At 66.6% G+C, this 22,152-nt stretch carries 23 protein-coding genes; 13 read left to right on the top strand and 10 right to left on the bottom strand.

What is annotated here, in order from left to right; genetic code table 11:
• Positions 1–94: 94 nt before the first annotated feature.
• Entirely contained in the window at positions 95–1,249 is a 1,155-nt protein-coding gene (locus ACW177_RS00995; RefSeq protein WP_492026812.1) for a hypothetical protein, read from the top strand.
• On the opposite strand, the gene ACW177_RS01000 is transcribed toward ACW177_RS00995, so the two are convergent.
• Positions 1,246–3,417 (bottom strand): phage terminase large subunit family protein, encoded by a 2,172-nt coding sequence (locus tag ACW177_RS01000; protein ID WP_492026813.1) that lies wholly within the window; start codon positions 3,415–3,417, stop codon positions 1,246–1,248. The genes ACW177_RS00995 and ACW177_RS01000 overlap by 4 nt on opposite strands.
• Before the next feature lie 342 nt (positions 3,418–3,759).
• On the opposite strand from ACW177_RS01000, the gene ACW177_RS01005 reads away from it, so the two are divergent.
• Together ACW177_RS01005 and ACW177_RS01010 are read left to right on the top strand one after the other, a co-directional pair.
• Positions 3,760–5,130: a CBASS cGAMP synthase gene (locus tag ACW177_RS01005; protein ID WP_492026814.1), complete on the top strand. Its 1,371-nt coding sequence runs from the start codon at positions 3,760–3,762 to the stop codon at positions 5,128–5,130.
• A 2-nt stretch (positions 5,131–5,132) separates the two neighbouring features.
• On the top strand, positions 5,133–5,591 hold the full coding sequence (locus ACW177_RS01010) for a hypothetical protein (protein ID WP_492026815.1): 459 nt from the start codon (positions 5,133–5,135) through the stop codon (positions 5,589–5,591).
• Between the two features lie 88 nt (positions 5,592–5,679).
• Here ACW177_RS01010 and ACW177_RS01015 read toward each other — a convergent pair whose 3' ends face one another.
• Positions 5,680–6,018: a hypothetical protein gene (locus tag ACW177_RS01015; RefSeq protein WP_492026816.1), complete on the bottom strand. Its 339-nt coding sequence runs from the start codon at positions 6,016–6,018 to the stop codon at positions 5,680–5,682.
• A 352-nt stretch (positions 6,019–6,370) separates the two neighbouring features.
• Here ACW177_RS01015 and ACW177_RS01020 point away from each other — a divergent pair, with 352 nt between their 5' ends.
• Together ACW177_RS01020 and ACW177_RS01025 are read left to right on the top strand one after the other, a co-directional pair.
• Positions 6,371–6,604 carry a hypothetical protein gene (locus ACW177_RS01020; protein WP_492026817.1) on the top strand — a complete coding sequence of 78 codons (234 nt, stop codon included), beginning with the start codon at positions 6,371–6,373 and terminating at the stop codon, positions 6,602–6,604.
• Positions 6,605–7,024, top strand: coding sequence for a retropepsin-like aspartic protease (locus ACW177_RS01025; protein ID WP_492026818.1), 420 nt, complete (start codon positions 6,605–6,607; stop codon positions 7,022–7,024).
• A 215-nt stretch (positions 7,025–7,239) separates the two neighbouring features.
• On the opposite strand, the gene dinD is transcribed toward ACW177_RS01025, so the two are convergent.
• From dinD to ACW177_RS01050, 5 genes are all read right to left on the bottom strand, one after another.
• Positions 7,240–8,094 carry a DNA damage-inducible protein D gene (gene dinD / locus ACW177_RS01030; RefSeq protein WP_492026819.1) on the bottom strand — a complete coding sequence of 285 codons (855 nt, stop codon included), beginning with the start codon at positions 8,092–8,094 and terminating at the stop codon, positions 7,240–7,242.
• 321 nt (positions 8,095–8,415) lie between these two features.
• Entirely contained in the window at positions 8,416–11,331 is a 2,916-nt protein-coding gene (gene polA / locus ACW177_RS01035; RefSeq protein ID WP_492026820.1) for a DNA polymerase I, read from the bottom strand.
• Positions 11,332–11,369: 38 nt separating this feature from the next.
• On the bottom strand, positions 11,370–11,993 hold the full coding sequence (locus tag ACW177_RS01040; RefSeq protein WP_492026821.1) for a DUF6655 family protein: 624 nt from the start codon (positions 11,991–11,993) through the stop codon (positions 11,370–11,372).
• Positions 11,993–12,433, bottom strand: coding sequence for a VOC family protein (locus ACW177_RS01045; RefSeq protein ID WP_492026822.1), 441 nt, complete (start codon positions 12,431–12,433; stop codon positions 11,993–11,995). Before ACW177_RS01045 ends, ACW177_RS01040 begins: the two co-directional genes overlap by 1 nt.
• Before the next feature lie 89 nt (positions 12,434–12,522).
• A complete protein-coding gene (locus ACW177_RS01050) occupies positions 12,523–12,762 on the bottom strand; it encodes a zinc-finger domain-containing protein (RefSeq protein ID WP_492026823.1) in 240 nt (79 codons plus the stop codon).
• A 107-nt stretch (positions 12,763–12,869) separates the two neighbouring features.
• Between ACW177_RS01050 and ACW177_RS01055 the strand changes: the two genes are divergently transcribed.
• On the top strand, positions 12,870–13,844 hold the full coding sequence (locus tag ACW177_RS01055) for an ABC transporter ATP-binding protein (protein WP_492026824.1): 975 nt from the start codon (positions 12,870–12,872) through the stop codon (positions 13,842–13,844).
• Here ACW177_RS01055 and ACW177_RS01060 read toward each other — a convergent pair.
• The 3 genes from ACW177_RS01060 to ACW177_RS01070 form a co-directional block, all read right to left on the bottom strand.
• Entirely contained in the window at positions 13,841–14,722 is an 882-nt protein-coding gene (locus ACW177_RS01060) for an alpha/beta fold hydrolase (RefSeq protein ID WP_492026825.1), read from the bottom strand. The two genes, ACW177_RS01055 and ACW177_RS01060, sit on opposite strands and share 4 nt — an antisense overlap.
• A 61-nt stretch (positions 14,723–14,783) precedes the next feature.
• A complete protein-coding gene (locus ACW177_RS01065; protein WP_492026826.1) occupies positions 14,784–15,293 on the bottom strand; it encodes a D-glycero-alpha-D-manno-heptose-1,7-bisphosphate 7-phosphatase in 510 nt (169 codons plus the stop codon).
• A complete protein-coding gene (locus ACW177_RS01070) occupies positions 15,290–16,378 on the bottom strand; it encodes an AGE family epimerase/isomerase (RefSeq protein ID WP_492026827.1) in 1,089 nt (362 codons plus the stop codon). The genes ACW177_RS01065 and ACW177_RS01070 overlap by 4 nt, the downstream gene beginning before the upstream one ends.
• Positions 16,379–16,544: 166 nt before the next feature.
• On the opposite strand from ACW177_RS01070, the gene ACW177_RS01075 reads away from it, so the two are divergent.
• From ACW177_RS01075 to truB, 7 genes are all read left to right on the top strand, one after another.
• Positions 16,545–17,702 carry a DegT/DnrJ/EryC1/StrS family aminotransferase gene (locus ACW177_RS01075; RefSeq protein ID WP_492026828.1) on the top strand — a complete coding sequence of 386 codons (1,158 nt, stop codon included), beginning with the start codon at positions 16,545–16,547 and terminating at the stop codon, positions 17,700–17,702.
• Positions 17,703–17,853: 151 nt separating this feature from the next.
• On the top strand, positions 17,854–18,786 hold the full coding sequence (locus ACW177_RS01080) for a Gfo/Idh/MocA family protein (RefSeq protein WP_492026829.1): 933 nt from the start codon (positions 17,854–17,856) through the stop codon (positions 18,784–18,786).
• Between the two features lie 47 nt (positions 18,787–18,833).
• A complete protein-coding gene (locus ACW177_RS01085) occupies positions 18,834–19,343 on the top strand; it encodes a hypothetical protein (protein WP_492026830.1) in 510 nt (169 codons plus the stop codon).
• Between the two features lie 58 nt (positions 19,344–19,401).
• Entirely contained in the window at positions 19,402–20,079 is a 678-nt protein-coding gene (locus ACW177_RS01090) for a DUF2459 domain-containing protein (protein WP_492026831.1), read from the top strand.
• Between the two features lie 65 nt (positions 20,080–20,144).
• The gene (gene rbfA, locus ACW177_RS01095) at positions 20,145–20,591 is read left to right on the top strand and encodes a 30S ribosome-binding factor RbfA (protein ID WP_492026832.1); all 447 of its coding nucleotides are present in this window, start codon (positions 20,145–20,147) and stop codon (positions 20,589–20,591) included.
• Position 20,592: 1 nt separating this feature from the next.
• Positions 20,593–21,147 carry a hypothetical protein gene (locus ACW177_RS01100; RefSeq protein ID WP_492026833.1) on the top strand — a complete coding sequence of 185 codons (555 nt, stop codon included), beginning with the start codon at positions 20,593–20,595 and terminating at the stop codon, positions 21,145–21,147.
• Positions 21,147–22,079, top strand: a complete 933-nt coding sequence (gene truB / locus ACW177_RS01105) for a tRNA pseudouridine(55) synthase TruB (protein WP_492026834.1) — start codon at positions 21,147–21,149, stop codon at positions 22,077–22,079. The genes ACW177_RS01100 and truB overlap by 1 nt, the downstream gene beginning before the upstream one ends.
• The last annotated feature ends 73 nt before the right edge of the window (positions 22,080–22,152 follow it).

Below are 22,152 nucleotides of genomic sequence, written 5' to 3' on the forward strand. Positions count from 1 at the left end.
AGTCTAGGCTCGTCCGTGCCGAGGGTCGCGCAAAATTCGCCGTTTCTGCGCAAAGCTAAGCCATTGGTCACCATTGACGCGGCACTATGTCGCCATGACTGATCGCGTCGTCCGCAACCTGGAGCATCTCAGAAGCTCGGCTTCCACCGCCCGGGTGCTGAACCTGCTGCGCGTGTGGGAAGAGCATGGCGAGTGCCGTATCGACGGCGCCGTGCGCAATCCCGAGTGGTCCGCCCGCCCGATCTTCCGCACCTCCGCCCTGAACCGCAGCCTGATCATCAAGCACCGGCTGCGGCGCAACGAGGTCGATCTCTTCTCCGGCCGCCGCCAGGTCGCCACCAAGATGGTCATCCCCATCGACGACGAGGATCTGAAGACCGGCGGCCGCTATGTCTTCGTCAATCAGATCGGCTTCGAGCGGATGATGGCCGAGGCCTTCGGCCTCGCCGCCGGCCATCCGGATCTCGAGACCCTGCGCCTGATCGACCGGCTGCCGTCGCTGGATCCCTTCCTGCTGCGCGAGCAGCTGCGGCGCGGCGGTCTGGACCCGGCGCCCTGCTATTTCTCCATCAGCGACGGCGATCTGGCGCGGATGCAGAGCTTCGTCCACGCCGAGATCGAGCCCCTGGTCAGCCTCAGCCTGGGGAACGACACCATCGCCGTGGCCTCGGACTCGGCGGCGCGGATGGCGGCCAAGATCCTGTCCAACAGCCCCGGCGACCAGCTGGAGGCCCTGCGCCTGACCCTGCGCCTGGCGCCGGAGCAGTATCAGGAGGGGGTCTTCTGCTGGAAGGGCTTCCTCTACTACAAATGGACCCTGTCCACCCTGCTGGGCGAGGTCGCCGCCGTGGCCGAGGCCGTGCGCACCATCAAGCCGATCGGCAAGATCGACCGCCCCGCCCGCGAGCATCTGGACCGCAGCCGCGCCGTCCTGCGCGGCCGCATCATCCGCACCTGCGACGAGGTCAGCCGCACCCTGCGGGTCTATGACGACGCCTACGCCCGCCTGACGCAAGAAGGCCGCCCCACCGCCTTCCGCGACTTCCTGCTGGACGCCCCGTCCATGTTCGCCAAGCTGGGCGACCAGCTGGGCGCCGTGCAGCATATCGTCAGCTACTGGCGCTTCCGCTTCCGCCCTGCCGCCCATCCCCCCGGCGTCGAGGAGCTGATGGACATCTTCATGGACTTCGAGACCGGCCTCCTGGGCCGCGGCGAAAGCCCCGACGACATCGCGGTGATGGCGGCCTAGAGCGCCCGCACCCGCGGCCCCTCGCCCCGGCCGTCCAGCATCAGGTCGGTAACGGCCCAGACCAGGGCGTCGGCCCGGTCCCAATGCCCCGCCTCCGCACCCCCGCTCTCGGCCTCCTCGCCGCCCAGAGCCATCAGCTCCTCCTCCAGCGCCGCGAACGCGCCCGCATGCCGCACCCGCCCCTGTTCATACAGGGCCGCCACCGGCTCGGCCCGGGCCGCCTTGCCGCGCGAGGCCCGCACGGCGGTAAAGCCGACGCCGTCCCCCTCGCCGCACCCGGCCGCCTTCAGCACCGCCTCGACCATGTCCCCGCCCTGGTTGACCTCGCCGACGATGGTGCGGGCGCCGAACAGCCGCGCCGTCTCCATGGCCCGCTCGGCCCATTTCTGCGGCGACAGCCCCCGCATCGAGCGGTCGGCCAGCACCCAGGCCGTCTCCCCGCGCCGCCCCACCGCCACGATGCCGCAGGCGTCCCCGCCGCGCGAACAGGTGGGGTCCAGCCCCACCACCACCCGCTCATAGACCGGCCGCCCGTCCCCCAAGCCATTGGCAGAGACCGGCGCCTCCCCCCGCGCCGCCGCCATCATCTCGGCGGTGAACAGCCCGCCCTCGGGCTCGACCACCTGGCCCTCCAGCTCCTGCGCCGCCCGCCGCGTCCCGCCGTACAGCCGCTCCAGCCCCTCCAGAAACCCCGGCGCCAGATGATCCCCATTGTCCCGCGTCGTCGCATGGGTGAGCGCACATAATTCCTCGGCGCGGAGCGCCTTGAGCGCCCTTGTCGGGCGCGGCGTCGTCGTAACAACGAGCCGGGGGCTATCGCTCGGCTCGCGGAGCCTCGCTACTTTAGCCCCCACGCCCCCGTCCGACGCCGAGTTCGGATCAACGGCTGGGGAGTCTGGATCGGCCGCCATCAGTCTTAGGCGCAGCCCCATCCGCAGCAGAGCCAGCGTCTCCCCGCCGTTGCGCCAGGCGCAGAATTCGTCGGCCCAGGCGGCGGCGAACTGGGGGCCGCGCAGGCTGTCGGGGTCTTCGGCCGAGAAGACGAAGGCCTCGGCCCCGCCCGGAAACACCAGCCGCCGCCGCGACGGCTGATACTCCGGCCCCCGCCACTCCACCGCCCCGTCCAATCCGACATCCGTCCAGCGCGGCAGGCTCATCACCCCCGACGGCCCGGCGATCATCACCTCGCGCACATCGTGCAAGGTCGGCCCGATCAGCGCCAGCCGCCCGCCCGGCCCCAGCCGCTCGGCCATGTCCGCGATCCAAGACGCCCCCGCCAGAGTCTTGCCCGCCCCCCGCCCGCCCAGAAACAACCAGGTCGTCCACGCCCCCTCCGGCGGCTTCTGCGCCGGCCGCAACACCAGCCCCCCAGCGCCCTGACCGCCCTCGTCGCCGCCTTCGAGCAAACCGGGGGTCTGGGGGCTCATGGAGCCCGAAGGGCGATAGCCCCCAGGCATAGTGGGGGTCTGGGGGCTCATGGAGCCCGAAGGGCGGTAGCCCCCAGGCATAGTGGGGGTCTGGGGGCTCAAGTAGCCCGCAGGGCGGTAGCCCCCAGGAACAGCGCCCGCCCTCACCCGCTCCCGGTCGAACACGCGCTCGACCTGTTCTTTCGCCATCAGGATCCGTCCCATCACGGCGAACCGACCCTCCCCGGCCGCCCGCTGGATCAATCGCCAGAAGGCGGCCCGCGTCCCCTCGGGATCGGCGGGATCGACGGTCACGCCCCAGGTCGCCCCCTCCGGATCAGGCGACCCGTTCCCCAGGAGAGGTTCGCCCTCGGCCAGCGCCCTCTGCCGCTTCTGAAGGCCCAGCTTCCCCGCCATGCTCGCCACGTTCGAGGCCCGGACCGGAAACCGCGCCTCGATATCCCTATAGGTCGCCCCCCGGTCCACCAGGGCGAAGACCTCGCGCCATTGTCCCGCCGTCAGCTTGCTGTTGGGATGCCGCCAGTCGTCCGGCCGCTCGAGGACCGGGATCGACCGCCGCGCCGGATGATCGGCCGGCAGGTCGCCGATCCGCATCCCCAGCCGTTTGGCGTTCGCCCCCCAGGTGTCGGGCGACACCCCCGCCTCGGCCCGCAACGCCTTCGCCGCCTCGCCCCCATGCCACCGCCCGAACCAGACCCGCCAGGCCGCGTCATCCATCCGACTGTTGAAATGCTTCCCCATGCGGAAAAGCCTAACCCCACCCGCACCTCAGGCGCGCAAATCGCCCATCCCGGATTTCAACCACCTGATTTCAGAAGGATTCTCTTTCAGAATTGCGCGCTTTCCGCCCGTCCAGCGCCCGCAATTCCCATCCTTCCGGCGCCCCCGCCACAAGGACCGACCGCGTCGAAAAGCGCCGCCCCGACCCACCGCCGTCCTCCCCCTGTCGTCATCCTCGGGCTTGTCCCGAGGATATATTCCGGCAACGCTTTCTGCTACTTGCTAGAGCTCAATGATCGAAGTCTCGCTTCTACATTCGTGTGCACTTGCGAGGGCAGCTACGGGCATCTCGGTAAACCACCCATGCAGGTCCAACACCTTTTCTATTCAACTGACGTCAATCGCTCCACGCTGTTTCGGCGCATCACCCCTACGCAGCCGCAGCGCGAGCAGCAGCAGGAACGCTGGCAGGATCTGCGGGATTATCTAGTCGACGACCTCGGCGAGGCGACCGGATACCGAATCTCGTCCTGGCTCCAAGGCTCCTACAAGTTCGGCACGCAAATCAGACCGGCGCGCAAGGGAGACGAATTCGACATCGATCTCGGCATTTACTTCAACTGGGTGGGCGGGCCCGACGCGACCGGAGAGGACCCCGGCGACCTCAAGGATCGGGTGCAGCGCTCCCTTCGCCGATACGCTGACGAAGCCCAAGCGGACGTGAAGGAAGTTGTAGAGCCGGCCAAAGAGCGGTGTAGCCGCATTCGGTTCTCCGGGGACTTCCACATTGATGTACCGACCTACCATCTCGACCCGGACCGCGATGCTCGGGACCTCGCAACTGAAACTTTTGGGTGGGAAGTCAGCGATCCGAAGCAGCTATGGGTGTGGTTCCAGAACCAGTTTGCCGAAGAGGACACTGCACAGGTCCGGCGGCTGATCCGATACTTAAAGATGTGGGCGGCCCTGAAGCTCCAGCAGCGGCCGGCTTCGGTGCTTCTCACCGTTCTTGCGGCCCAAGCGTATGTGCCACTTCGAGCCGATCAGGTTGCAACGGATGATCTGGGCCTGCGCAATCTCGCAGATATGATCCTCCAGCGCCTCTCTTGGCAGGCCGCAGTGCCCAATCCGGTTAATCCGGCTGAAAACTTGAACCGGCTCTCGCCAAGCGATCATGCTGCCTTCCTTGAAGGCCTCCAGCGGCTGATCCAAATCGCAGATGCGGCTTTGGCGGCGCATACCGAACAGCAAACCGCCTTGGTCTGGACGGAAGCGTTCGACGCCTTCTTCCCTGCCCCCGTCGCAGCTTCTGTGGGGAATGCGCTGGTCCCGGTGGCTCTTGATCCGCAGGTAGAGGTTCAGGCACGTCCGAAAGACTCGCCGGCGGTGTTTGCTGGCACCAATCGCATTGGCCCGATCCCGAAGGACTGCACAATCACCTTTACTCTCACTAATGCCCAACAACTTCCCGCCGGAGCGCAGGTGCGTTGGTTCGTGCGGAACGAGGGAGAAGAGGCCGAACTCACCAACGACCTCGGACACGTCGCGGGTCAGGGGACTTCTGCGACCGAGCATTCGGCGTACCAAGGTACGCACCACATGGACGTGGTGATCGTATCCGCGCTCGGTGCGGTGCTTGGCTTCCGCCGCGTGCCGGTCCAGGTCACCGGCGTCCCGATGCCGCGGAGGAACCCGAGTCGGCCCGGCTACAGAAGGTTCGCAGCAAGGCGATGACGTTGAACGACGAACAGAAGGTCGCGGTTCTCCTAGCGGCCCTCGTAGAGCGTTATCAGGCGATGCGCACTATCCGCGAACGTGTACAGAGCATCGGCTTGTGGGTGCTGGGGCTGCTTGCCGCCGCTGGCGGCTGGCTCATCCAGAGCAAAACGGAACTCTCGGACAGCGAGCGGTGGATCAGCATCATTGGCCTCGGAGCCGCTCTGTTAGTGCTCCGCTTTTGGTACTTGGCCGACCTCCAAAAGGGCTTTGCTGGGCAGCAGCGGGTTGCAGCCACCATTGAGCGAGCGCTAGGCTTTTTTGACCCAGGCGCGCTTGGCCTGATGGATAGCCCGATCTACCCCGCGTCGTGGAGCAATGCAGGCAGAGTGGATGGCAAGGGTCGTTTCTTCTCATCCAGCTATGCTCTGATATATGCGGGCGTAGCTTTCCTCGCAGCGGTGCTTTTCATGGGCTAACGGGATCGCCTTATCGCCTCCGCTGGGCAGCCTAGAAGGGTCTCCTCCAGTAATGGGAAACGATCAAGTAGCCGAAGTTCGCCGCGCGTCAGTCGTCGGCTGAGTCGTCTTTCAGCGTCTTGGCCTTGCGGCGTTCCAGCTGCTGGATGCTGGCGTAGCGGGATAGGCGGATGTCGGCGATCTGGCGCCGGGCGCCATTCGCCAAGTCGATCATTGTGGTGACGTCACCGAAATGATCCGCAGCATCGAAGCCGGCCGATCCAGCCGAGGTGCGGGCTTTCTCCACCACCGCCAGGAAGTTTCGGTAGTCCTGATAACCAAGGACGGGGGCCAGTTCCCGCGCCAGCCAGTATTCCGCCCCGTCGTCTTCGCGACGGATGGATTCGAACGACTGCCTATGCGGCTGTGTGTGCTCGATTTCGGCCATGCCGCATGAGAACAAAATAGCAACTTCTGGTCAATAGGGATTCGCGCGTCTTCCCTTCCGCTCCCTCCTCAGCCGCCATCCTAAGCCTGTCCCCAGGCCCCAGACTCCCGGTATAGACGGTGGAGTCCGCTGCGGACACACCGGGCGTATGGATCCTCGCCACAAGGGCGAGGATGACGGTTTTAGGGGGCGAGGATGACGATCTTATAGGCTACCCCGCCCTCAACCGTTGAGCCTCGGGTCAAATCCCTGCGGCGGGTTCGCCGCCCGCTGGTTAGGGCGTCCTTATCTTTTTGGGCGCGAGTCTGCCCGTGTTATGATTCGTTCTGGCCCCCTCAGCGAGGATCTCAGGATGCACGACAGCCTCGACCGGGAAATCCACGCCTACGAAACCCTGCTTCCGGCCATCCGGGCTCAGTATGGGTCGGTGTGGGCGCTGGTGGTCCACGAAAAACTGATCAAGACCTTCAAAGAATTCTCCCTGGCCGCCCGCTACGCCATTGCGCATCACAGCGGGGAGCAGGTGCTGATCCGGCATACCGACGAACGGGTGGAGACGGCGCCCTTTGTTGAAATCAGCCACTAGGTGGCCGCCGAGATCTGGGTCAGCGGCCCACAGATCGAGATCACTCTGCACGGGTCCGGCCCAGGCACGCCGACCGAGAGCCTCGAAGGCCTGATCGACACCGGCGCATCCGTCATCTGCCTCGACGGCCGTGTCGCCACGCGGCTGGGGCTGGTCGCCATCAACCGAAAGCCCATGCAGGTCGCGGACGGCAGTCAGGTGATGGCCAGCGTCTACATGGCCGAAATGACCATCGCGGACCTCGGCTTCAAGGAATGGGTCGAGATCTACGCCCTGCCCATGGCGCGCCCCAGCTCCCGCGTTCTGCTGGGCCGCTCATTCTTGAGGAACTACATGGTGACCTACAACGGGCGGGAAGAACTGTTCCACTTCCACCCGTTCGACGACGCGCCGGTCCGCTACGAGGAATTTGACGGCTAGGCCCCACCGCCCCCTTTCGTCATCCTCGGGCTTGTCCCGAGGATCCATACTCCCGGTCTCAACGACGGCGCACCCTGCGGACGCACCGGGCTTATGGATCCTCGGGACAAGCCCGAGGATGACGGTTTTAAGGGCGAGGATGACGGTTCTATAGAATGCGCCCCCCCCCAACCGCCGAGCCTCCGGTCAAACCCCTGCGGCGGGTTCGCCGCGCGTCAGTCCTCGGTTGAGTCGTCTTTCAGCGTCTTGGCCTTGCGGCGTTCCAGCTGTTGGATGCTGGCGTCGGGGGTGGGCAGGTGTTCGGGCATGACGCCGCCCAGTTCGCCGATGGTGGCGCGGACTTTTCGGCCGACCGCGCGGTGGATGTCGTTGGCCTGGGCCTTGGTGCGGGCGCCGTCGCGTTTCAGCTTGTCCTCGGTCTGGGTAGCGCGGAACAGGTTGGCGGCCAGTTCGGTCGAGCCCATGTGGTCGAGGATTTTCTGGCTCTTCTTCAGACCCTTGTGCGTGTGGATGTCGCGCATCGAGCGGCCGCCGTACAGGCCGCGATAGCCGTGGTCCTGAAACACCGCATAGTCCAGGCCGGTGACGACGCCCGCCTGGCCGGCGGCCGAGGCCAGGGCGGTGTTATGGTGGGCCATCTCCCGGCGCAGCATCAGGCGGCGGTCGTCCTCGGACAGGGCGCCGAAGGCGGGGTCGTCCTGAATTTCCTGGCGGCGGGTCTGGACGGCGAAATAGGTCTGGCCGGCGGCGATGACCGGCTTGGAGGGGTCGCCATTTTGGACGATCAGGTAGCAGGCGTAGCGGGATAGGCGGATGTCGGCGATCTGGCGTCGGGCGCCCTTCGCCAAGTCGATCATTGTGGTGACGTCACCGAAATGATCCGCAGCATCGAAGCCGGCCGATCCAGCCGAGGTGCGGGCCTTCTCGACCACCGCCAGGAAGTTTCGGTAGTCCTGATAACCGAGGACGGGGGCCAGTTCCCGCGCCAGCCAGTATTCGGCCCCGTCGTCTTCGCGACGGATGGATTCGAACGACTGCCTATGCGGCTGAGTGGTCTCGACTTCGGCCATGCCGAATGAGAACAAAATAGCAACTTGAAGTCAATAGCGGTTCGCGTAGACCGAGAGCCTCTGCGTGTCGCCTAGGATTTGGCGCCTGCGCGGCCGCACCCGCTCACCCCCACTTTCGTCATCCTGGGGCTTGCCCCCAGGATCCAGACTCCCGGTATCGACGACAGCACACCGGGCGTATGGATCCTCGCCACAAGGGCGAGGATGACGGTTTTAGGGGGCGAGGATGACGGGATTGGGGGCAAGGACGGGCCTTATCGGCCGCATCCGCTCACCCCTTGCTCACTAACACTCGTCACTCGTCACTCGTCACTCACCCCCTCAATGCGCCGCATCCCAGTTCGCCGCCGCCCGCGCCTCCACCACCAGCGGCACGGTCAGGGCCACCGCCGGATCTGAGGCGTTTTCCATCACCCGCTTGATGACGGTGATGGCGCGGTCGGCCTCGGCCTCGGGGGTTTCGAAGACCAGTTCGTCGTGGACCTGCAGCAGCATGCGGGTGGTCAGCCCGGCCTCGGCCAGGGCTGTGGGCATGCGGATCATGGCGCGACGGATGATGTCGGCGGCGGCGCCCTGGATCGGGGCGTTGATGGCGGCGCGCTCGCCGAACTGGCGTTCGGCGCCCGATTTCGAGTGGATGGCGGGGATGTGGATGCGGCGGCCGAAGACGGTGGAGACGAAGCCGGCCTGGCGGACCTCGGCCTTGGTCTTGTCCATATAGGTTCGGATGCCGGGGAAGCGGTCGAAATAGGTCTTGATATAGGCGCCGGCCTCGCCCTGATCGATGCCCAGCTGGGCGGCCAAGCCGAAGGCGCTGATGCCGTAGACGATGCCGAAATTGATGGCCTTGGCGCGGCGGCGGGTCTCGGAGGGCATGCCCTCGACGGGGACGCCGAACATCTCGCTGGCGGTGGCGGCGTGGATGTCGAGCCCGGCCTTGAAGGCGCGTTTCAGCTCGGGGATGTCGCCGATATGGGCCAGCAGGCGCAGTTCGATCTGGCTGTAGTCGGCGCTGATCAGCAGATGGCCGGGGGCGGCGATGAAGGCCTGGCGGATTTCGCGGCCCGTCTCCGAGCGGATCGGGATATTTTGGAGGTTCGGATCCGAACTGGCCAGGCGGCCGGTGGTGGCGGCGGCCAGCTGATAGCTGGTGTGGACGCGGTCGGTGGCGGGGTCGGCGGCGGCGGTCAGGGCGTCGGTATAGGTGCCCTTCAGCTTGGACAGCTGGCGCCAGTCCAGAAGGACGCGGGGCAGGGCGTGGGTGGCGGCCAAGTCTTCCAGCACGCTGGCGTCGGTGCCCCATTGGCCGGAGGCGGTCTTCTTGCCGCCGGGCAGGTTCAGCTCGCCGAACAGGATTTCGCCGATCTGGCGGGGGGAGGCGATGTTGAAGGGGCGGCCGGCGATCTCGTGGGCCTGGGCCTCCAGCTCGGCCATGCGCAGGCCGAACTCGCTGGACAGGCGTTTGAGGCGGGCGGGGTCGACGCGGACGCCGGCGGTCTCCATCTCGGCCAGGACGGCGGGCAGGGGGCGTTCCAGGGTCTCATAGACGGTGGACAGGCCCTCGCGCGCCAGCCGGGGCTTGAGGAGGCGCCACAGGCGCAGGGTGACGTCGGCGTCCTCGGCGGCGTACTGGGTGGCGGGTTTCAGGGCGACGTGTTTGAACGACTTCTGGCTCTTGCCCGTTCCGGCCACGCTCTTGAACGGGACGGGGTCGTGCCCCAGATGCAACCGCGCCAGCTCGTCCATCCCGTGCCCGTGGAGCCCGCCCTCGAGCACATAGGAGATCAGCATGGTGTCGTCATAGGGGGCGACCCGGATCCCCCGTCGCGCCATAACGGCAAGATCATACTTTGAATTCTGCAAGATTTTCAAGACACTAGGGTCTTCAAGCACCCCCTTCAGCTTGGCCAAAGCCGTCGCCTTGTCCAGCTGCTGAAGCGGCTCCCGCGCCTCGCCCGGCTCCCCGAACAGCCCCCCCTCGCCCGCCTGCGGCTCATGCTCATGCGTCAGCGGGATGTAGCAGGCCTCGTTCGGCCCCACCGCCAGCGACACCCCGCACAGCCCCGCATGCGTCGCCGACAGCGACGAGGTTTCTGTATCGAAACCCACCACGCCCGCTTCGGTTGCCCGCGCAATCCAGCGATCCAGCGCCTCTTCGGTCTGGACGCACTCGTAGGCCTCGAGGTCGAAGCTCTGAGCCTCGGCTGGACCTTCCACCACCTGCCCGTAGCGAGGCGTGGCGACGGGCGCGCTCAGGTTCGGGACGCGCTTGGGCGCAAAGGCGGAGGTTTCGCTGGGCCCTGCCTTGCCGTCGCCGACCCGGCGCTGCAGCGAGCGGAACTCCATCTTGTCCAGAAAGGCCGACAGAGCCTCGGGATCGGGATCGCGGACGGCGAAATCCTCGATCAACTCCGGCGCCGGGGCGTCGCAGGTCAGGCGGACCAACTCACGCGACAGGCGGATCTGGTCGGCGAAATTGATCAGGGTCTCGCGGCGTTTGGGTTGTTTGATCTCGCCGGCCCGGGCCAGCAGGGTGTCCAGATCGCCGTATTCGTCCAGCAACTGGGCCGCCGTCTTGGGGCCTATGCCTGGGGCGCCGGGCACATTGTCGACGCTGTCGCCGATCAGGGCCTGGAGATCGACCATCTTCTCGGGACCGACGCCGAACTTTTCGAAGACCTCGGGCTCGGCCAGACGCCGATCCTTCATCGGATCCCACATGACGACGCCGCCGCCGATCAGCTGCATCAGGTCCTTGTCGGAACTGACGATCACCGCCTCGCCCCCGGCGTCGCGCGCCTTGCAGGCATAGGTGGCGATCAGGTCGTCGGCCTCATAGCCGGCCAGTTCGACGCAGTGGACGCCGAAGGCCGCCGTGGCCTCGCGCACCAGCGGGAACTGCGGGACCAGGTCCTCGGGCGCCGGCGGACGATGGGCCTTGTATTGGTCGTACAGGGTGTTGCGGAACGTCTTGTCCGAATGGTCGAAGATGGCGACCAGGTGGGTGGGGCCGTCAGCGCCCTTCATGTCCTTCAGCAGCTTCCACAACATGTTGCAGTAGCCCTGGACCGCGCCCACCGGCAGGCCATCCGACTTGCGGGTCAGCGGCGGCAGGGCGTGGTAGGCGCGGAAGATGTAGGCTGAGGCGTCGATCATCCACAGCCGCAGGGCGGGGCCGTCCTGGGTGAGGGGGCGATCCTGTTCGGGGGCGGTGTCGGAAACGGCGGCGTCGGTCATGGCCGGAACATAGGCGGCCTGAGCCGCTGCGTCAGCCGTCAGAATTCGGTCCAGCTGGATCCCGGGTCGCGCCGGCCCGGCTGCGCCTGTTGCTGCCCCCAACTGACAATCATCAGCATCTTATGGCTGCGGATCCTATACTCGCCAATCATCGGCAGGACCGCGCCCAGAGGCGCGCCGGTCTTGGCCTCGTACAGGAAACCGGAAAACTCGGCCACGCCCACCCGGTCGCGATTGCTGTAGACCGACAGTTCCGGCAGCGAGACGACGTTCAACGAGTCGTTGATCGGAATCCGCATTTCCGGACTGCCGAAGACCCGTCGCATCTGCTCCAGCGACAGGGCGCCGGCGCGAATCTCGAACACGGCGTCGGATTCCTCCTTGTTGCGGGCCAGCCGATAGCCGGCGTCGGACAGGGCCGAACGGATGGCGCTGACGGCGTAGCGGGTGCCGTCGCCCTGGAAATAGGAGTCATCGACGAAGATCGACGACGCCGTCGGCAGAGGCAGGGACAGACCCTCGACCGCCTTGTCCGAGGCGCGGGCCAGCAGCAGCTGTTCGGTCGCGGTGCGGCCCGTGTTGCTCTCAGTGGTCGAGGCGCAGGCCGCAGCCAGCAAACTCATGGCCAGAATGGCCGCCGTCCGCAGAGCCGGGAGACGCATCACCAGGTTCCTGTATTAGGCATGGAAGCCCAAGGCTCGGCCGGCGCCAGCGGCTCGCCTTCCTGAAGCAACTCGATCGAAATGCCGTCCGGCGACCGGACGAAGGCCATATTGCCGTCGCGCGGGGGCCGATTAATCACCACCCCGCCGTCCATCAGCCTCTGGCACGCCGCGTAGATGTCATCGACCTTATAGGCGAGATGCCCGAAATTGCGTCCGCCCTGATAGGCTTCCGGATCCCAGTTGAAGGTCAGCTCGACCTCAGGGCAACGTTCCGCCGCCGACTGCTCCAGGTTCTTGGGCGCTGCCAGGAAGACCAGGGTGAACCGCCCAGCCTCATTCTCGGTGCGGCGCACCTCCTGGAGACCCAGCAGATCGCAGTAGAAATGCAGAGAGGCGTCAAGGTCCTGAACGCGGACCATGGTGTGCAGGTAGCGCAAGCGTGTGTCTCCGTCCGGGGAGGGCGTCGTCCAGCGTCCTCTATAGCCACGCTATGGCGAAACCACGACTCAACTGACGTGACGAACGTTCAGTGAGCCTCAGGCGCGCGGGCGGCGGGGCTCAGATATTCGCTCTCGTCATGCGGATGGGCCGACAGGACGAAGCGGCGGTCGCAATAGCCGCATTCGATAAAGTCGTCCTCGCCCATGTCCATATAGACCAGCGGATGGCCCAGGGCCCCGCCGCCGCCGTCGCAGGCGACGCGCTTGGTCGAGACAATGACCTGTTCGGGCGGAGGAATGATCGCGTCGGGATGGCGGGGCGGCATTGTTCAACTCGTGGACTTGGCGAGGAGGCGTCGGGCGCATACCTATGCGGCCCGTCCAGCGGCGTCAAACCGCCGCACGACCCGATGTCTCGACCAAAGCGCCCCAAATGACCGATGCGACGATCCTGCCTGACAACGCCATCGAGGTGCATGGGCTGAAGAAGACCTATGCGGGCTCCAAGAAGGCCGCGCCCAAGACGGCCCTGCGCGGGGTCGATCTGGTCATTCCGCGCGGTTCGGTGTTCGGGCTGCTGGGCCCCAACGGCGCCGGAAAATCGACCCTGATCAACATCCTGGCCGGGGTGGTGAAAAAATCGGAAGGCACTGTGACCATCTGGGGCCGCGACATCGACAAGGAGCCGCGCGACGCCGCCGCCGCCCTGGGCGTGGTGCCGCAGGAGATCGTCGCCGACGTCTTCTTCACCCCGCGCGAGTCGCTGGAGGTTCAGGCCGGCTTCTACGGCGTGCCCAAGAACGAACGTCGCTCCGACGAGCTGCTGGCGGCCCTAGGCCTGTCGGACAAGGCCAACGCCTATGTCCGCGCCCTGTCCGGCGGCATGAAACGCCGCCTGATGGTGGCCAAGGCCCTGGTTCACAATCCGCCCATCCTGATCCTGGACGAGCCGACGGCAGGCGTGGACGTCGAACTGCGTCGTCAGCTGTGGGCCTACGTCCGCCAGATCAATGCAGAGGGCGTGACCATCGTCCTGACCACCCACTATCTGGAAGAGGCGCAGGAGCTCTGCGACACCATCGCCATCGTCAACCGGGGCCAGGTGGTGGCCTGCGAGCCGACGCAGCAGCTGCTGCGCCGACTGGACAGCCGCAATGTCGTGGTCACGCCTGATGTCCCGCTGGACACGGCGCCCGCCCTGCCTGGCTTCGTCGTCACCGCCCGCCCGAACGGCGCCTTCGCCGTGGCCTACAAGAAGGGGCAGTCGTCGGTCGAACAGGTCATCGCCGCCGTCCGCAAGGCCGGAATCATCATCGCCGACATCACCACCGAGGACCCGGACCTGGAAGACGTCTTCCTCGCCTTGACCTACGGGGACGCGAGCCAGATCGATCCGACCAAGGACTAGCCGATCTCCGCGAGGAACTCGAAGATTCCGGCCTTCGCCTCAGGCTCGTCCAGCATGGGGGCGTGGCCGACGTCGGGAACCTCGACATAGGCCATGGCCGGGGCGGCCTTGCGCATCTTGTCCGCAATGACGGCGCTCAACAGGTCGGACGCGCCCCCGCGCACCAGCAGAGTGGGCTTGGTCTTCGCAAGCCGCCGGAACATGGGCCACAGGTTGGGAACCAGGGCCTTGGCCCCCGCCGCCCGGATCGGCACGGAAATATCGGGATCATAGTCCAGCCCGATCTCGCCGTCCGGTTGCTGGCGGAAGATGCGGCGGGCGAAGGCGTCCCAGTCCGCCTCCGAATAATGGGGGAAGGCGACGGCGTTGATCCGTTTCGCATAGGCCGCCGCGTCGGCCCAGGAGCCGATCTCGACCGGTTGACCGCTATAGGCGGCGATGCGCGCCAGACCCTCCGGCGCAACCTCGGGCCCAATGTCGTTCAGGATGGCGGCGACCACCGCTTGGGGCTTCAGCGCCGTCAGAGCCATGGTGATCAGCCCCCCCATCGAGGTGCCGACAAAGACGGCCCGGTCGATGGCGGCCTGCTCCATCAGCGCCAGCACGTCGGCCGCATAGACGTCGGGCCTATAGGTCATTGGATCGGGCGCGCGATCCGACAGGCCGCGCCCACGCACATCGACCGCCAGTACGCGCCGTCCGCTCTGGGCCAGGAGGGGCGCCAGCGCGCCGAAGTCGGCGCTGTTACGGGTCAGGCCATGGATGGCGATGATCGGGGGCCGTGCAACGCCGGGCCCCGGCGCATAGTCGCGGGCGAACAGGTCCAAGCCGTCCGATGATTTCCAACGACGTTCGGCATAGGCGGCGACGGGGTTCACGGGGCGCTCCTTCAACCAAGAAGGATCAGAGTAATTCACCGCGCGAGGAATTGCGATGGCGTCAGGCGCCGATCAGCTCACGCACGAAGACATCCAGATTGCCGCCCTGAAACAGAAACCCCGACACCCCGGCCCGTTTCGCCGCCTCTATGTCGCGCGGCTGGTCGCCGATCATGAACGACTTGGCCGGGTCGATGCCGTGATCCGTGATGGCGCGCAGCAGCATGCCGGGATTGGGTTTTCGATCCGGATGATCGGGATGGCGATAGCGTTCGTCCTGAGCCTCTGGATGGAAGGGGCAGGCGTAGACCGCATTGATCACCGCCCCTTCCTGCGCGAGCCGTTTGACCAGCAGGCCGTTGAAAGCGTTCATCTGATCCTCGCCGAACATGCCGCGCGCCACGCCCGACTGATTGGTGACGATCACCGTCAGATAACCCAACAGATTCAACCGCCGCACCGCCGCGCCGACACCGGGGATCAGCTTCAGGTGTTCGGGCAGGTGGGGATAGCCGGAATCCTCGATCAGAACTCCGTCGCGGTCCAGGAAGACGGCGGGTAGGCCGGTCATACGTCTTGTCTCAGCAGTTCGGTGAAGGCGGTCATCAGGTGGTAGAGGCTCGAAGCGGGCACGGCCTTGTCCTGTGAGACGCCGTCGGCGTCATAGGAATCGACCCAAAGGCCGGGGACAGCCGTGGCCAGATGGGTGTCGAAGGTCGCGGCGATCAGGTCGATGGCTTCGGGGTCGCCGAACACCAGGGCGGAACGGATCGCCTCGGTCTGGCACCACAGGCGACGCCCGGCGTCGATCGGCGCGCCTTGCGTATCGACCTCGCGGATCATGGCGCCGGCCTTCAGCCCTTGGGCGACGGCGCGGCGGTGCAGGGCTTCGGCAGCCTCGGCGGAATCGAGACCGGCGATCTTGGCCTGGCGCAGCAGCCAGGCCCACTCTTCGAGATGGCCAGGCTCCACGACATGGCCGGTCTGCGGATCGGGGGCCCAGTCCTCGGTGAAATATTCGCGAATGGCGCCGTCGACGAGGAAGCGGGTTCGGCACAGATCCAGCGCTGCCCGCGCCGCCGCCTCGAAGGCGGGATCAGGCGCCGTCGCCTGCCAGGCCAGCATGGCCTCGAGCAGGTGCATATGGGGGTTCTGGCGGCGCGGCAGGCGGGGCGGCAGGGCCTCCTGCCAACCGCCGTGGGGCGCCCTCATCTGCGCATTGATCGCCGCCACGGTCTGCAGCGCCAGCGGCCGGGCGCGTTCGTCGCCCAGCACCCGGTGCGCCGCCGCCAATGCGAACAGGACAAAGGCCAGGTCGTAGAGATCGGGCGTTTCATCTACCACCAGACCTGCGTCATCTGCGGCGGCGACCCACAGACCATCGTCACGGCGGCAGGTGGCGATCATGCCGTCCAGGCCCGCCTGCGCAATCGCCCGACCGGCCTCCCAGCCCAGATCCGCAGCTTCGCAGAAGACATAGATCTGGCGCGCCTGCACCCGCGTGCGGCGACGCAGGCCCGTCACAGGCCTGCCGTCGAAGTTCAACTGTTCGAAAAATCGCCCGTCAGCGTCCACCCCACGCGCGCCCCATAGCGGAAGGGCCTGATCGAACAGCCAGGTCGATACCCGGGCTTTTGCGTCTGCAAGCGTCGTCATGGCGTCGGCATAAGGTGCATCCCGTCCGGCGCCAAGCGGCGACGGTTGCAATGGGCAACGCGAAGTGACGGCGCCCCGTTTGGCCCTTGCGCCCGATCTTGCTAGGAGGGCGGCCAGCCTCGCGGCCCGATCGCCGCCCCCGCCTCGCCATGGAGAGCGCCCCCTCATGATCCCCTTCATCGACCTTCAGGCCCAGCGCCTTCGTCTCGCCGGCAAGATCGAGGCCGCCGTTCAGGACGCCGTCGTCGGCGGCGCCTGGGTCATGGGGCCGCAGGTCCGCCAGTTCGAATCCGACCTCGCCGCCTTCGGTCAGGCCAAGCACGCCCTGGGCTGCGCCAACGGTACGGACGCCCTGGCCCTGCCGTTGATGGCCTGGGGGATCGGGCGCGGCGATGCGGTCTTCGTGCCCAGCTTCACCTTCGCCGCCACCGCAGAGGTCGTGCCGTGGTTCGACGCCGAGCCGGTCTTCGTCGATGTGGACGCCGACACCTACAATATGGACCCGGCCGCGCTGGAGCGCGCCATCGAAGGGATCAAGGCCGAGGGCCGTCTGACCCCGCGCGTGGTCATCGCCGTCGATCTGTTCGGCCAGCCGGCCGACTATCCGGCCATCAAGGCCATCTGTGACAAGCACGGCCTGAAGCTGATCGCGGATTCGGCCCAGGGCTTCGGCTGCACCATCGGCGGCGAACATCCGCTGAAGTGGGCCGACATCACCACGACCAGCTTCTTCCCGGCCAAACCCCTCGGTTGCTACGGCGACGGCGGGGCGGTGCTGACCAATGACGACGAACTGGCCCAGCTGATCGATTCCGTTCGCGTGCACGGCAAGGCCGTGGCGGTGGACCTGAAGGACCGCACCTTCGATCACGACCCCAAATATCTGAACATGCGGATCGGCCTGAACAGCCGTCTGGACACGATCCAGGCGGCCGTCCTGATCGAGAAACTGAAGGTCTTCGGTCAGGAGATCGAATGGCGCAACCGCATCGCCGCCCGCTACAATGAAGGCCTGCGCCCCCATGTCGCCAAGGTTCCCGACGTGCCGACGGGCAATATCTCCAACTGGGCGCAATATACGGTCGAACATGCCGACCGCGACGGCCTGATCGCCCATCTGAAGGCCCATGATGTGCCGACCGCCGTCTATTATCCGATCCCGCTGCACCTGCAGCCGGCCTATGAACATTTCCCGCGTGGAGCCGGCGGCCTGCCGGTGACGGCACGCCTGAAGGATGTGGTCTTCAGCCTGCCCATGCACGCCGACCTGGACGAGGCGACCCAGGACAAGATCATCGCCGCCGTCGCGTCGTACACGGCTTAGGGCCGAGCGCTTTTTCCTTCGTCATCCTGGGCCTTGTGCCTAGGGTCCATAAACTCAGACCTTCGACCCGTCGCTCCGGACACACCGGGAATATGGATCCTCGCCACAAGGGCGAGGATGACGGGTCGATCAGAATACAAGGGTCGCAATCATGCCCAACACCCCCATCCTCAAGTTCGGCGTCGCCGGCGTCGGCGTCATGGGCCGCAACCATGCGCGCGTCGCCTCCGAGATGCGCGAGTTCGACCTGACCACCGTCTTCGACCCCGACAGCGTCGTCGCCGATGGCGTCGCCGCCGCCTATGAGGCGACGCCGGTGACGACGGCCCAGGCCTTCATCGACGCCGGCCTGGACGCCGCCGTCGTGGCGACGCCGAACCGCTTCCACGCCGACATCGGCGTCGCCCTGCTGGAAAAGGGCGTCCACGTCCTGGTCGAAAAGCCGATCGCCGCCACGGTCACCGACGCCCAGCGGATGATCGACGCCGCCAAGGCCAATGACCGCGTCCTGATGGTCGGCCAGGTCGAGCGGTTCAATCCGGCGGTCGAGACCGTCAAGCGCGCCGTGGCCGACGACGAGATCATCTCCATCCAGGTCACCCGCGTCGGCCCCTTCCCGCCCCGCATGGGCGACGTGGGCGTGGTCATCGACCTGGCGGTCCATGACATCGACATCATCCGCCACCTGACCGGATCCGAGATCGTCGAGGTCCAGCCGCAACTGGCCCGCACCCGCGCCGAACGCGAGGATACGGCCCTGCTGCAATTCCGGCTCGACAATGGGGTCATCGCCCACATCACCACCAACTGGGTCACGCCCTACAAGACCCGCACCCTGCAGGTCGCCACCAAGACCAAGTTCATCGTGGCCGACCTGATCACCCGCCAGGTCACCGAATATTTCGGCCAGCAGCCCGACGGCTCCTACTCCACCCGGATGCTGAACTCCTGGCCGGCCGAGCCGCTGAAGAAGGAGCTGGAAGCCTTCGCCCGCGCCATCCACACCGGCGAAACACCGGCGGTGACGGGGGAAGACGGGCTGCGCAACCTCGAAGTCGCCCTGCGCTGCCTGGGGGAACACTGATCGGGGCGAGGCCTAAAGTCGCCGCAATGGTTGGGAAAGGAAGAGACATGCGCTCGTCCCTCGCCCCCATTCTCGTCGCCCTGCTGACCGTGTCGGCGGCTGCGCCCGCGCACGCCGACACCCGCTATTTCTCCTATAACGCCACGGACCGGATCACCCAGGCCCTGACCAAGGGGATCACGCTTCAAGTCCGCCGCGGCCTGTTCGGGGCGATCAGTGTCGAGCGGCTGTTCTCGACCACCGCGCGCGGCTCGGCCGATTTCACGCGCGGCGGGCCGGATGCGGTGCGGCGGGTCCTGCCGAAAGGGTCGAACGAGATCGACCTCTACACCATCGAACAGACCGGCGACGGACGCGGACTGGCTCGCGCCCTATGCCCCGGCGCGGACGAAGTCTGGCTGGTGATGAGCCGCATCCGCGCGCCCAGGCCCCTGACAATGCAGGCCGTTGGTCGCTGGAGCGACGGGGCCTATCGCCACTGCGTAACCCTGAGCTACGAGTGGCGCGGCGAATGGCAGACCGCGCCGGTGTCGCCTTTCGCGGACACGGACTCCTAGCGCCTGTCACGCTTGATCGCTTATCCTCGCGGCTGAATAGGCGTTCGGAGAGACGGCGATGCGTTGGGCCCTGCCCCTGGCGGTTCTGATCGGCGTAATCGCCGCCCTGCTGTCCTGGACCCGCCCTGGCGCGTCAATTCCGCCGGCTGTCGGCGCGCCCGTCACCGTCTATCTGCTCGACAACGGTTTCCACACCGATCTGGCCGTGCCCCGGGCGGCGCTTGAACGACGCGGCGGGCCGCTGGGACAGGCCGTTGCGGCCCTGGCGCCGGGCGACTGGATCCTGATCGGCTGGGGCGACGCGACCTTCTACGTCGATCAAAGTCCGATCTCGGACCGGCTGCCCGACGGGGCCCGCGCCTTCTTCCGGCCGGGCAACCCTTCGGTCCTCATGCTGGACCCGGAGCGCCAGGATCCGCGCGACCGCTACGCCGCAGACCGCCGCGCCGCCCTGCGCCTGTCCCCCGCCGCCTTCGACCGGATGGCGGGGCAGATCGAGGCCTCGCTGGACCTGTCGAGCGGCGCCCCGCGTGTCGCCGCCGCCCGTCCCGGCGACGACGCACGCTTCTTCGCCGGCCGCGAAACCTTCTCGATCCTGCACCTGTGCAACCACTGGACGGCCGGAGTGCTGAACGCCGGCGGGGTGGCGATCCGCCCGGCGCGGTCGGTGTTTTCGAGTGAGGTGATGCGGGCCGTCAGAGCGGCGGAACTGGACAGGGCGGCTCCACACGCCTAGACCGCCCGACTTTCGCTTATCCGGCCGGGTCCGAGCCCCGGCGGGCGAACAAGAAGGAGCGGCCGATGGCCCACAAACAGCATACCCGCAATTCCTCCGGCCCGGCCGGTCCCAGCCAGCGCCAGCTGCGCGCCGGCGAGCTGATCCGTCACGCCCTGGTCGACATCCTGCGCGAGGAGGACATCCACGACGAGGCCCTGGTCGGGGTCTCCGTCACCGTGACCGAGGTCCGCCTGTCGCCGGACCTGAAACACGCCACCTGTTTCGTCGAACCCCTGGGCGCCGGCGTCGAGGCCGCCCCGACCACGGGCCATGAGAGCGAGATCATCAAGGCGCTGAACGTCCACGCCAAATTCCTGCGCGGCCAGCTGGGCCGTCGGCTGGACATGAAATTCACCCCCGACCTGCGCTTCCGCCACGACGAAAGCTTCGACGCCGCCAGCCATATCGACCGGCTGTTCGAAGACCCCCGCGTCCGCGCCGACCTGGAACGCCGCGACGAGGAAGAGTAAGATGGCTACGCGCGCCATTGGCGCCGCCTTGTCGGCCATCGCCTTGGCAAGCTGTGGCGGCCTGAAAGAGGGAAATCCGCTTCTTTTGCCGATCACCGTTCCTCTCGTTGTCGGTGTCGAGACGGCCTTGGCTATCCAACCGGAGCACGGCTTTGCTCTGTCGCCCTTAACCCGGTGGACGTATCCAAGCTGGAACCCATTGGAGACCGACGGGCTATGGTCCACCACGTCTGGTGCGGCGTTGAGAATAGACGGCCGTGGCTTTGAACTTACAAGCTCATGTGGGGTGCTATCGGGCGCTGTTGTTCAACCGCATTTTCTGCAGGCTGAATATGGCAGAGGTTATATGCTCGAGATTGCCGCTACCGACGGTGATCCGGGTTGCATAGGGGAGCCCGACGCCGTGTTTCAGAATGCCTTTGTCTTCGGGAATCGTTCCGAGGACGGCATAGAAACCGTTGTGGTCCGCTTTTACGGAGGGGTCTCCGATTCCTCGGGAAAAGTAATGCTCCCCCGTAATGAGTTCTTTCTCACATTCCCGCCGGAGCAGCCGTAGTGGCCCGCAAGAAGAAGGGCGACGTCGTTGACGGCTGGGTCTGCCTGGACAAGCCGTTCGAGATGGGATCGACCGAGGCGGTCAGCCGCATCCGCCGCCTGTTCAACGCGCAGAAGGCCGGTCACGCCGGGACGCTGGATCCGCTGGCCAGCGGCATCCTGCCCATTGCGCTGGGCGAGGCGACCAAGACCGTGCCGATGATGATGGAGGCGCAGAAGGTCTATCGCTTCACCGTCAACTGGGGCGTCTCGACCGACAGCGTGGACCGCGAGGGCGAGATCATCGGCCGCTCCGACGTTCGCCCCTCGGTCGAGGCGGTGAAGGCCGCCCTGCCCGCCTTCGTCGGTGAGATCGACCAGACCCCGCCCCGTTTCTCGGCCATCAAGGTGGACGGCGCCCGCGCCTATGACCTGGCGCGCGACGGGGTGGAGTTCGAGCTTCAGGCGCGCCGCGTCACCATCTATTCGGCCGAAGTCACGGACGCGCCGGACGCCGATCATGTCGAACTGACCATCCGCACCGGCAAGGGCGTCTATGTCCGGTCGCTGGCGCGCGATCTGGCGACCGTCCTGGGCGCAGAGGGGCATGTTTCGGCCCTGCGGCGCGAGCGGGTGGGACCGTTTCATACCGAAAACGCCGTGACGCTGGATTTTCTCGAGGATTTGGTGCATAGGGGCGCCGCCTCGGAAGGCTTGCTTCCCGTTGCGACCGCCCTGGACGACATCCCGGAGCTGGCCGTGACGGATCAGGACGCCTTCTCGCTTCGGCAGGGACGCCCGATCGTTCTGCTCCCCCGTCAGGTGGAAACCCTCAAGGATCGCCTTTCCGGCGGTTCGCGAACGGTTTCAGCCTTTCAGGGCCAGACCCTCGTCGCACTCTGTCAGTTGCGGGCCGGCCGGTTAGAACCCGACCGCGTTTTCAATCTTTCCTGATCGCCTGATCAGGGGACTCCAACCCGGCCTCAAGTAGCGCGAAAGCGCGGTAGGCCACCAAGGGAGACTTACG

The sequence above is a fragment of the Brevundimonas sp. AVps23W genome (genome assembly GCF_058681395.1).